Annotated in this window: 7 protein-coding genes; all 7 read left to right on the forward strand. The window is 64.8% G+C overall.

What is annotated here, in order from left to right; all coding sequences use genetic code 11:
- Positions 1-68: 68 nt before the first annotated feature.
- The 7 genes from map to ACREBX_RS02230 all read left to right on the forward strand — a co-directional run bounded on the left by map (position 69) and on the right by ACREBX_RS02230 (position 10,299).
- Positions 69-908, forward strand: coding sequence for a type I methionyl aminopeptidase (gene map, locus ACREBX_RS02200; RefSeq protein ID WP_431560119.1), 840 nt, complete (start codon positions 69-71; stop codon positions 906-908).
- Positions 909-1,191: 283 nt separating this feature from the next.
- Positions 1,192-3,378: a PQQ-dependent dehydrogenase, methanol/ethanol family gene (locus tag ACREBX_RS02205; protein ID WP_431560120.1), complete on the forward strand. Its 2,187-nt coding sequence runs from the start codon at positions 1,192-1,194 to the stop codon at positions 3,376-3,378.
- A 381-nt stretch (positions 3,379-3,759) separates the two neighbouring features.
- The gene (locus ACREBX_RS02210) at positions 3,760-4,098 is read left to right on the forward strand and encodes a P-II family nitrogen regulator (protein WP_431560121.1); all 339 of its coding nucleotides are present in this window, start codon (positions 3,760-3,762) and stop codon (positions 4,096-4,098) included.
- A 71-nt stretch (positions 4,099-4,169) separates the two neighbouring features.
- The gene (gene glnA, locus ACREBX_RS02215; protein WP_431560122.1) at positions 4,170-5,582 is read left to right on the forward strand and encodes a type I glutamate--ammonia ligase; all 1,413 of its coding nucleotides are present in this window, start codon (positions 4,170-4,172) and stop codon (positions 5,580-5,582) included.
- A 281-nt stretch (positions 5,583-5,863) separates the two neighbouring features.
- A complete protein-coding gene (locus ACREBX_RS02220) occupies positions 5,864-7,330 on the forward strand; it encodes a PQQ-dependent sugar dehydrogenase (protein WP_431560123.1) in 1,467 nt (488 codons plus the stop codon).
- 115 nt (positions 7,331-7,445) lie between these two features.
- A complete protein-coding gene (locus ACREBX_RS02225; RefSeq protein ID WP_431560124.1) occupies positions 7,446-8,771 on the forward strand; it encodes a M20/M25/M40 family metallo-hydrolase in 1,326 nt (441 codons plus the stop codon).
- 94 nt (positions 8,772-8,865) lie between these two features.
- Positions 8,866-10,299: an aldehyde dehydrogenase family protein gene (locus tag ACREBX_RS02230; protein WP_431560125.1), complete on the forward strand. Its 1,434-nt coding sequence runs from the start codon at positions 8,866-8,868 to the stop codon at positions 10,297-10,299.
- Positions 10,300-10,339: the final 40 nt, after the last annotated feature.

The raw sequence follows: 10,339 nt of genomic DNA on the forward strand, positions 1-10,339 counted from the left end.
CCTCCCGCCTGCGGGAGGGGCTTTAAGGCCCCCTCGCTTTTTCGGCGCCCCGGGACTATATAAACCCCATGTACGACTATGTATCCGTGACCGCTGGCGATGCGGCGACCCCCACCCCCGTGCGCGACGGCACGATCAAGCTGCACGACGAGGCGGGCTTTGCCGGCATGCGCAAGGCGGGGCGGCTGTCGGCCGAGATCCTCGACGCGCTCGTCCCTTTCATCCAGCCCGGCGTGACCACCGCCGCGATCGACGACCTGGTCCGCGCGATGATGCTCGACGGCGGCGGCATCCCCGCCACGCTCGGCTATCGCGGCTTCACGCATAGCTGCTGCACCAGCATCAACCATGTCGTCTGCCACGGCATCCCCGACGACAAGCCGGTGCGCGATGGCGACATCGTCAATATCGACGTGACGACGATCATCGACGGCTGGCACGGCGACACCAGCCGCATGTATCTGGTCGGCGACGTGGGCGTAAAGGCGAAGCGCCTCGTCGAAGTCACCTATGAATGCCTGATGCTCGGCATCGAGCAGGCGAAGCCCGGCAACCGGATGGGCGACGTCGCGCACGCGATCCAGACGCACGCCGAGCGCCACCGCTATTCGGTCGTCCGCGACTTCTGCGGGCACGGCCTCGGCCAGATGTTCCACGACGCCCCCGAAGTCGTCCACGCCGGCCGCCCCGGCACGGGGCCCGAACTGCGCCCCGGAATGTTCTTCACGATCGAACCGATGATCAACACCGGCAAATATGCAGTGAAGATGCTAACCGACGGCTGGACCGCGGTGACGCGCGACCGTTCGCTCTCGGCGCAGTTCGAGCACAGCATCGGGATCACCGAAACCGGCTGCGAGATTTTCACCGCCAGCCCGACAGGATTGAACGCGCCGCCGTGGAACTAATTCCTTCTCCCTTGATGGGAGAAGGATACGCAGCCTTATCGCACAGCGGTTAGGCGAAGTTGGATGAGGGTGATGGTGCGTCATTAACATCGTCGCTTCATGCCGAGACCACACCCCCACCGCTGCGACTAGCCAGCAAGCTGACAAGTCTCGCTGCCTCCCCCATCAAGGGGGAGGATAGAAGCCCCCTCTCCACCCCCCATATTCCCCCTTGCACCCGCCCCCCTTCGCGCGCAGTCTTGACGTTAACGTCAAGCATAGGCGTCGAACGGGAGAGCAAGGGATGGCGAAACGGGTCTGGACGGCCGCGCTACTGGGCTGCGCGGCACTGGCACTGGCTTCATGCAACGCATCGAAGAATGATAGCATATCGGGCGGCGGGTCGCTCGACGATGCCGAGAAAGCCAGCGAGACCCTGCTCAAGACCGGCGGCAACGGCGACGATTGGGGCGGCATCGGCTACAGTTACGACGAACAGCGCTTCAGCCCGCTCACCGACATCGACGACAAGAATGTCGGCACCCTCGGCATCGCCTGGACCGCCGACCTCGACGATGCGCGCGGGCAGGAAGCGACGCCCGTGGTCGTCGACGGCGTGATGTACGTCACCCACGCCTGGTCGAAAGTCAGCGCATGGGACGCCGCGACCGGCAAATCCTTGTGGAAATTCGACCCCAAGGTTCCCGGCGAGCGCGCGGTTTCGGCCTGCTGCGACGTCGTCAACCGCGGCGTTGCCGTCTGGGGCGACAAGCTTTTCGTCGGCGCACTCGACGGCCGGCTGATCGCGCTCGACAAGAAGACCGGCAAGGAGCTGTGGTCGACGCAGACCTTCGACACGTCGAAACCCTATACGATCACCGGCGCGCCGCGCGTCGTGAAGGATATGGTGCTGATCGGCAACGGCGGCGCCGAGTTCGGCGTGCGCGGCTATGTCACCGCTTACGATGCCGACACCGGCAAGGAGCGCTGGCGTTTCTACACCGCGCCCAACCCGACCAAGGCGAAGGACGGCGCGGCATCCGACGCCATCTTCGCGAGCAAGGCCAACGCGACCTGGTCCGACAAGGGCGAGTGGCAGACCTCGGGCGGCGGCGGCACCGTGTGGGACGCGATCGTCTACGACAAGGATCTCGACCAGGTCTATCTGGGGGTCGGCAACGGCAATCCGTGGAACCATGGCACGCGCTCGAATGGCGAAGGCGACAACTGGTTCCTCTCCGCCGTCGTCGCGCTCGATGCCTCGACCGGCAAGTATAAGTGGCACTATCAGGAAACACCCGGCGAGACGTGGGATTATACCGCGACCCAGCCGATCATCCTCGCCGAGCAGGCGGTGAACGGCAAGCCAACCAAAGTGCTCTACCACGCGCCGAAAAACGGCTTTTTCTTCACGATCGACCGTAATGACGGCAAGCTGATCGACGCCAAACCCTTCGTCGACGGGATCAACTGGGCGACGGGTTACGACATGGCGACCGGGCGCCCGATCGAGACGGCGGATTCGCGCTTCTACAAGACCGGCAAACCCTTCATCGCGATCCCCGGCGCGCTCGGCGCGCACAATTGGCATCCGATGAGCTACAACCCCGCAACCGGCCTCGTCTACATTCCAGCGCAACAGATCCCGCAGGGCTATCTCGCCGACATGACCGAACTCGACCGCCGCAAGGTCGTCGGCTTCAACATCGGGACGACGCTGACCGGCACGATGCTGCCCGACGACAAGGCGGCATTCCGCGCCGCGGTCGCCGCGACCACCGGCCGCCTCGTCGCCTTCGACCCGCGCACCGGCAAGGTCGCCTGGGCGGTCGATCATCCCGCCGCATGGAACGGCGGCACGATGACCACCGCGGGCAACCTCGTCTTCCAGGGCACCAGCCTCGGCCGCTTCCGCGCCTATACCGCCGACACCGGCAAGCAGTTGCTCGACCTCGATATGCAGTCGGGGATCGTCAGCGCGCCCTCGACCTTTCGCGTCGGCGGGGTGCAGTACATCGCCTTCCAGACGAGCAAAGGCGGCGCCTTCCCGCTCGTCGCCGGGGTTGCAGGCGGCGCGACCCGCAAGATCCCGAACATCCCGCGCCTCATCGTACTCAAGATCGGCGGCACGGTGAAGCTCCCCGCCCCGCCATCCTCGGCGGCGCTCGCTTGGAACCCGCCCCCGATGACCGCCTCGCCGGCGCAGGTCGCGGCGGGCAAGGCGAGTTTCGGCCGCTATTGCATCGTCTGTCACGGCGACAGCGCGATCGGCAACGGCTTCACCCCCGACCTCCGCGTCTCGGGCACGCTCGCCAACGCCGATGCGTGGAAAGGCGTCGTCATCGGCGGCGCGCTGAAAGACCGCGGCATGGTGAGCTTTGCCAACGTGCTCACACCCGCCGATGCCGAGGCGATTCGCGCCTATGTCATCGAGCGGTCGAACTGGACCAAGGCCAATCTGGCGGACTCCGCGGCGCCGATGGGGCGCTGAACCCTTGCTACGCCCTCCCCTTCAGGGGAGGGCAGCGAGACTGGCCAGCTTGCTGGCTTAGTCGCAGCGGGTGGGGGCCAGCGGCCTTGCGCAACGCCGCGAGCCCCCGCCCCAACCCCTCCCCTGAAGAGGAGGGGCTTTATCGGCCGCCACCTGCCGCTTTTTTAGGCACCACAACCGCCCCGCTGCCCACCCTTTGGGCAGCGGCGGGTTTTCGTTTCAAATTTCTTACCAAAACCCCGCGATTCGCCAATTGGCACGGCTTTTGATTGGTGCAAGATGGCGGGACATCGCACCGACTCGACGGCAGACCGGACCAGGCACGCCTGATCCGGCTCGACGCGCAAGGAGCGGCGACCAGCCCAAAGGGGGACGAAAAGCGTGAAGAAGATTGAGGCGATCATCAAGCCGTTCAAGCTCGACGAAGTGAAGGAAGCGCTGCACGAAGTCGGTGTCAGCGGCATCACCGTCACCGAAGCCAAGGGTTTCGGCCGGCAAAAGGGTCACACCGAGCTTTATCGCGGTGCCGAATATGTCGTCGACTTCCTGCCCAAGGTGAAGCTTGAGGTCATCGTCGAGGATTCGATGGCCGAACGCGTCGTGGAGGCAATCGCCGCCGCCGCGCAGACCGGCCGCATCGGCGACGGCAAGATCTTCGTCATGCCGGTCGAGACCGCGCTCCGCATCCGCACCGGCGAACGCAACGAGGACGCGCTTTAATCGCTCGCACTTATCGAAAACCCGACAATCCCCGGCACGCCGGACCATTTCGCAAGAAGGAAGCATAGACGATGGCTACGAAGCCCAAGGATATCATCGCGCGGATCAAGGAAAACGACATCGAGTGGGTCGACCTGCGCTTCACCGACCCCAAGGGCAAGTGGCAGCATCTGACGATGGTCGCCTCGGTCCTCGGCGAGGACGAGCTCGAAGACGGCCTGATGTTCGATGGTTCGTCGATCGAAGGCTGGAAGGCGATCAACGAGTCGGACATGATCCTCAAGCCCGACCTCGACGCCGTCTATGACGATCCCTTCTCGGCGACGCCGATGCTCGTCATCTTCTGCGACATCGTCGAACCCTCGACCGGCGAAGGCTATGCCCGCGACCCGCGCACCACCGCGAAGCGCGCCGAAGCCTATGTCGCCTCGACCGGCATCGGCGACACCGTCTATGTCGGCCCCGAAGCCGAATTCTTCATGTTCGACGATGTCCGCTTCGAAACCGGCTACAACAAGTCGGGTTTCGAGATCGACGACATCGAGCTGCCGACGAACACCGGCCGCGCTTACGAAGGCGGCAACCTCGGTCATCGTCCGCGCGCCAAGGGTGGCTATTTCCCCGTCGCTCCCGTTGACAGCGCCGTCGACATCCGCGCCGAAATGGTCTCGACGATGCTCGAACTCGGCCTGCCGTGCGACAAGCATCACCATGAAGTCGCCGCCGCGCAGCACGAGCTCGGCCTGACCTTCGGCACGCTCACCGAAACCGCCGACCGCATGCAGATCTACAAGTACGTCGTGCACCAGGTTGCGCATGCTTATGGCAAGACCGCGACCTTCATGCCGAAGCCGATCAAGGACGACAACGGCAGCGGCATGCACACCCACATCTCGATCTGGGAAAAGGGCAAGCCGCTCTTCGCCGGCAACGGCTATGCCGGCCTTTCGGACATGTGCCTCTATTTCATCGGCGGCGTCGTCAAACACGCCAAGGCATTGAACGCCTTCACCAACCCGACGACGAACAGCTACAAGCGCCTCGTCCCCGGCTTCGAAGCCCCGGTGCTGCTCGCTTATTCGAGCCGCAACCGTTCGGCGTCGTGCCGCATCCCGTACGGTGCAGGCGCCAAGTCGAAGCGCGTCGAATTCCGCTTCCCCGACGCGATGGCGAACCCCTATCTCTGCTATTCGGCGCTGCTGATGGCGGGGCTCGACGGCATCCAGAACAAGATCCATCCGGGCGACCCGATGGACAAGAATCTGTACGACCTGCCGCCCGAGGAACTGAGCGAAGTCCCGACCGTCTGCGCATCGTTGCGCGAAGCGCTCGACTCGCTGATGGCCGACCACGACTTCCTGCTGAAGGGCGACGTGTTCTCGAAGGATCAGATCGAAGCCTATGTCGAGCTGAAGTGGGACGAAGTCTATCGCGTCGAACAGACCCCGAGCCCGGTCGAATTCGACATGTACTACAGCGCCTGATCCGACCGGATCAGCAACACCAAGGGAGGGCGTCCGGTTCGGGGGAACCGGGCGCCTTTTCTCTTTTGGTTTCCGGCGGCAATTCCGCGCGCGGCGCATCTGATCGGCAGAAAATCACCCGCGACGTCTTGGCCGAACCCGACGATTCCCAGGGCGCCAAGGAACCCGCCTGAGGCCGTCAATGCTTATATATATGTTGGTAAATCAGCGAGGTTGCGGACCCTGCAGATGGATGGCAGGCTGCATGCAGGGTCCCTTCGATTTCGAAAGGCTTGTTTCTCATGCGGATGCGCGTTTTTGCTGCCCTTACCCCGTTGATTCTGGCTTCGTGCGGAGGCGGCGGCGGAAGCGGAGGCGGCGGCACCCCGCCACCCGCCAACAACGCACCGCCAACCTTCACCTCGCTCCAGACCGCCAGCGTCGCCGAGAACACCGCCGCCGCCTATCAGGCGACCGCGACCGATCCCAATAACGACACGCTGATCTTTTCCATCGACGGTGGCGCCGACACGGCGCGCTTCTCGATCACTGCCGCCGGCGCGCTCCGCTTCAATGAAGCGCCCGATTACGACCTGCCCGGCGACGCCGATGGCGACAATGTCTATGCAGTCCAGCTCCGCGTCAGCGATGGACAAGCCAGCGCGACACAGACGGTCAACGTCACCGTCACCAACAGCCGCGAAGGCATCGCGGTGGTGCGTGTCGGCACCGGCTTCGACCAGCCACTCTACGTCGCCCCCATCCCTGGCGACAGCCGTGTCTATGTCGTCGAAAAGGGCGGCAATGTGTACCGCTTCGACCCCGCCAACGGCAGCCGGACGCTGGTGCTCGACATCACCGACATCTCGACCGACGGCGAGCGCGGGCTGCTGGGGCTCGTCGCCTACCCCGACCACGCATCATCGCAGCGGCTGTTCGCGGTCGCAACCGCTACGAACGGCGCGGTGCAGGTGCGGCGTTACACGCTCAGTCAGCCTAATTCGTCGACCAGCTACGACACGGTGCTCAACATCCCCCACCCGGGCGGAAACAATCACAATGGCGGCTGGATCGGCTACGGCCCTGATGGTCATGTCTATGTCGCGGTGGGCGACGGCAATCTCCTCGCCAACGCCCAGGACCTGAATTCGCGGCTCGGCAAGATATTGCGCTTCGCAGTCGGAGCAGGCGGCAGCAGCTATAGCCCGGCGCCCGGAAACCCTTTCCTTGCGGGCGGCGGCGACCCCTATATTTACGCTTACGGCCTTCGAAATCCCTTCCGGGCGTCGTTCAACGGATCGACGCTGCTGATCGGCGACGTCGGCCAAAACGCGGTCGAAGAGATCGACATGGTGACGACGGCGCAGCCGGCGCTGAACTTCGGCTGGCCGTTCCGCGAAGGCACCCAGGCATTTTCGGGAACGGCGCCGGGCGGCTTGACCAATCCGGTCGCCGAATATTTCCGCGGCAACGGCCCGCGCCAGGGCGCCACCGTGACCGGCGGCTATGTCTACCGCGGGCCGGTCGCGTCGCTGCAGGGCCAATATGTCTTCACCGACTTCATCTCTGGCAACATCTGGACGGTCCCTTTCTCCAGCCTTGTCCCGGGTCAGACCCTGGCATCCTCGCGCTTTGCGCGGCGCAACGAAGATTTCGCGCCCGACGCCGGGACGATCAACCAGGTCGCGTCCTTCGGAGAGGACAGCGCGGGCAACCTCTTCCTCGTCGGCCTCGGTGGCAACATTTTCATGGTTCGCCAAGGAACCTGAGCCTCGCGCTGCGGCTTTCTTGCCCGGCCGCTGAAAGAAACGCCCTACCCAGGTTGACGGCTTGCGGCAGCGAAGTGGAGGCGTCACAAGGGCGATGTCCACAGGAGTCTTCCCCATGAAATCGTTGCCGCTTGCCGCCCTTGTCGCCCTTCATCTCGCACTCGCGCCCGCCGCGCAGGCGAAGCTCAGCAGGGCTGAAAGCGCCATGGCAAAGACGGTCGCGGCCGAGCAGGCACGCAGCCTCGCGCTGCTCGAAAAACTCGTCAACCAGAACAGCGGCTCGCTCAATCTCGAAGGAGTGGAGAAGGTCGGGCAGATGATGCGCGCCGAACTCGAACCCCTCGGCTTCAAGGTCGAGTGGAAGCCGATGACCGATACCGGCCGCGCGGGCCATCTGATCGCCACCCATGCCGGCAACCCCGCCACCAAGCGCCTGCTTCTGATCGCGCATCTCGACACCGTCTTCGAACCCGACTCGCCCTTTCAGAAATTCACCCGCAAGGGCGATATGGGAGAGGGGCCCGGCGCGAGCGACGACAAGGGCGGCATGGTCGTGATCGTCGCGGCGCTGCGCGCGATGCAGACGGCGGGGACGCTGAAGGACGCCAATATCGAAATCCACATGACCGGCGACGAGGAGGATTCGGGCAGCCCGATCGAGAAAGCGCGCGCCGACCTGATCGCCGCGGGCAAGCGCAGCGACGTCGCGCTCGATTTCGAGGGGCTCGTTCGCGATGGCCCAGGAGATTCGGGGGGGGCCGACATGGGATCGGTCGCGCGGCGCTCTTCCGACAGCTGGACGGTCACTGCGACGGGCAAGAGCGCGCACAGCTCGGGTATCTTCAGCGCCGCTGCGGGCGACGGTGCGATCTATGAATTGACTCGAATCATCGCGCGTTTTCGCACCGAGCTTCCCGAACCCAACCTCACCTTCAACGTCGGGCTGATCGCCGGCGGGCAACAGGCCGAGCTCGACGCGGGCGGCATCCGCGCCACCGTAAATGGCAAGACCAACATCATCGCCCCGATCGCGATCGCGCGCGGCGACCTGCGCGCCCTGTCGCCTGAGCAGATCGCGCGGGTGAAGGCGAAGATGGCGTCGATCGTCGCCGAGCATGCCCCCGGCACCGATGCAAAGATCGCCTTCGACCCCGGCGGCTATCCCTCGATGGCGCCGACCGACGGCAACCGCGCGCTGCTCACGAAACTCAACGGCGTGAACCGCGACCTCGGCCTTGCCGAAATGGCGCCGCTCGATCCGCTCAAGCGCGGCGCAGGCGACATCAGCTTTGTTGCAGCCGACGTCGACGGACTCGCGGGACTCGGCCCCCATTCGACCGGCGACCATGCGCCGGGCGAAGCGGTCGACATCCCCAGCATCGCGCGCCAAGCAACGCGCGCTGCCATCCTGATGTCACGGCTTTCTGCTGAAAAGCGCTAAACTGCCGTCTTTGGCAGTTGGCCGCGCTTGATTCATCAGGCACAGTGATTAGGTAGCAATCCGAGACGGATCCACCGCCGATGGGAGACAGGACATGAGCACCGAAACGCACCTCAAGCAGAATTACATCGGCGGCCAGTGGGTCGACAGCAAGGGCGGCAAGCCGCACGACGTCATCAATCCGGCAACCGAAGAAGCCGCCTCGACGATCGTCCTCGGAACCGCTGCCGACGTCGACGACGCCGTCGTCGCCGCGCGCGAAGCGCTGAAAAGCTGGTCGCAGACGACACGCGAAGAGCGGCTCGCGCTGCTGAACCGCATCGTCGAGGAATATAAGAAACGCGCACCCGACCTCGCCAAATCGATGGCATCGGAAATGGGCGCGCCGGTCAGCTTCGCGGGCACGGCGCAGGTCGGCGCGGGTATCGGCGGCTTCCTCGGCACCATCGCGGCTTTGAAGGACTTCGCCTTCACCGAAAAATATGCCGCGGGCATCATCGCATACGAGCCGATCGGCGTCGTCGGCATGATCACGCCGTGGAACTGGCCGCTGAACCAGATCGCGCTCAAGGTCGCGCCCGCGCTGGCCGCCGGCAACTGTATGGTTCTGAAGCCGTCGGAAGAATGCCCCGGCAATGCAACGATCTTCGCCGAAATCCTCGACGCCGCCGGCGTGCCGCCGGGCGTGTTCAACTTGGTCCAGGGTGACGGACCGACCGTCGGCAACGCGATCAGCGCGCACCCCGGCATCGAAATGGTGAGCTTCACCGGCTCGACCCGCGCCGGCATCCTCGTCGCCAAGGCGGCGGCCGACACGGTCAAGCGCGTCCATCAGGAACTCGGCGGCAAGTCGCCGAACATCGTCCTGCCCGACGCCGATTTCGCCGCGGTGCTGCCGCCGACGGTACAAGGCGTGCTGGTCAACACCGGCCAGAGCTGCATCGCGCCGACGCGCATCCTCGTCCAGAAGGACCGCGAGGCCGAAGCGGTCGGCGTCATCAAGGCGATGTTCGACGGCACTTCGGTCGGCGATCCGATGAGCGAAGGCGGCCATATCGGCCCCGTCGTCAACAAGGCGCAGTTCGACAAGATCCAGAGCCTGATCCAGTCGGCGATCGACGAAGGCGCGACGCTGGAGACCGGCGGCACCGGCCTGCCGTCGAACGTCAATCGCGGCTATTATATCAAGCCGACGGTCTTCTCGGGCGTCACCCGCGACATGCGCATCGCCAACGAGGAAATCTTCGGCCCCGTCGCGACGATCATGGCCTATGGCGACCTCGACGAAGCCGTCGATATCGCCAACGACACCGAATATGGCCTGTCGGCGGTGATCTCGGGCGATCCCGCCAAGGCCGCCGACGTGGCACCGAAGCTGCGCGCCGGCATGGTCGCGGTCAACGCCTGGGGCCCCGGCCCGGGCGCGGCGTTCGGCGGTTACAAGGCGTCGGGCAACGGCCGCGAAGGCGGCGTGTTCGGGCTCAAGGATTTCATGGAAGTGAAGTCGATCAGCGGCATTCCGGGTTAACAACCTACGCCCTCCCCTTCAGGGGAGGGCAGCGAGACTT

It is taken from the genome of Sphingopyxis sp. (assembly GCF_050725655.1).
Taxonomy (GTDB): domain Bacteria; phylum Pseudomonadota; class Alphaproteobacteria; order Sphingomonadales; family Sphingomonadaceae; genus Sphingopyxis.